The following is a 1,476-nucleotide window of genomic DNA, read 5'->3' as shown; positions in this document are numbered from 1 at the left end:
GTCAACAGCCTGGCGGATTTGAGCAACGATAAATGGGGCGGTTTCTTCAAGGACTCGAACTACGTCGCTTATGCCTCACCGACCCAAAGCACCACCGATAAAGTGCTGAATATCGGCTATGAAAACGACCCGGTGTTCCGTGCGCTCGACGGCTCATCGTTCAACCTGGCATCGGTCGGCGTGCACGATGCCCATCAAGACTCGGCGACCAACAACATCGTCAGCTTCAACGACCACTACGCGTCGACGGCGTGGAACCTGCTGCCATTTTCCATCCTCAACATCCCGACTTGGATTTCGCACCTGCCCACCGCTTACGGCGACGGCATGACCCGGGTGCTGGAGTCGAAGTTCTACGACCTCACCAGCAAAGACTCGACGATCATCGTTGCCAATCTTTCGGACCCGGCACGCGCCAACACCTGGGTCCAGGACCTGAACCGCAATGCTGAAACCCACAAGGGCAGTACCTTCATCATTGGCAGTGACGGCAGCGACCTGATTCAGGGCGGCAAGGGCAATGATTATCTGGACGGCGGTGACGGCAACGACACCTTTCGAGACAGCGGCGGCTACAACATCCTGCAGGGCGGCAAGGGCAATAACGTGTTCGATTTGCAGCAGTCGGTGAAGAATTTCGATTTTGCCAATGACGGCGCCGGCAACCTGTACATCCGCGACGCCAATGGCGGCATCAGCATCACCCGCGACATCGGTAGCATCGTGACCGAAGAGCCGGGTTTCCTGTGGGGACTGTTCAAGGATGACGTGAGCCACAGCGTGACCGTCAATGGCCTCGCGATCGGCAATCAACTGACTCAGTACGCCTCAACGGTGAAGGGCGGTGCAGGGGCCGATACGCTAAAGGCACAGGCTGTTGGTGATTGGTTGTTTGGCCTGGACGGCAACGATCATCTGATCGGTGGCAAGGGCAACGACGTGTTTGTCGGCGGGGCAGGCAACGACCTGCTGGAGTCAGGGGGCGGGATCGATACGTTCCTGTTCAGCGGCGCGTTCGGCCAGGACCGGGTGGTTGGGTATCAGGCGAACGACAAACTGGTGTTTCTCGGGGTTCAGGGCGTGACGCCGAACGACGACTTCCGGACCCATGCCACGGTGGTGGGGCAGGATACCGTGCTGACGTTTGGCAATGATTCGGTGACGCTGGTTGGCGTGGGGCTGGACAGTCTGTCCAGCGGCGGGATCGTTATCGCCTGAGTGTGATGCGGCTTCTGCAGGGCCTCATCGCGAGCAAGCCCACTCCCACAGGATATGCGCCAACCTTGTGGGAGCAACTGTCTTCACCATGCCACTCGTCACCGCCATTCGGTGCCGTCCCGCAACATGGCATTCAGTCTAATCAATAGGACCCGCATGCAGGCAAGAGCGCGACTTTCGCGCTCTTGCCTCGCTCCCGAAGCGCGTCATAACGTGCCTTGAAGTCAGGCTGATCAAGAATTTCGTCCATAACATGAG

At 58.7% G+C, this 1,476-nt stretch carries 1 protein-coding gene and 1 pseudogene; one reads left to right on the top strand and one right to left on the bottom strand.

Going from position 1 to position 1,476, the window contains the following annotated elements; translation table 11 throughout:
* On the top strand, window positions 1-1,218 hold a 1,218-nt coding region (locus tag ACXRVY_RS28765), incomplete at its 5' end, for a calcium-binding protein (RefSeq protein ID WP_458238926.1).
* Between the two features lie 98 nt (window positions 1,219-1,316).
* Here ACXRVY_RS28765 and ACXRVY_RS28760 read toward each other — a convergent pair.
* Window positions 1,317-1,476, bottom strand: a pseudogene (locus tag ACXRVY_RS28760) (IS110 family transposase); the annotation flags it as partial.

This window comes from Pseudomonas sp. P5_A2_2 (assembly GCF_054177685.1).
Note: the sequence above shows the minus strand (reverse complement) of the source record. Positions and strands in the feature narration are given on the sequence as shown.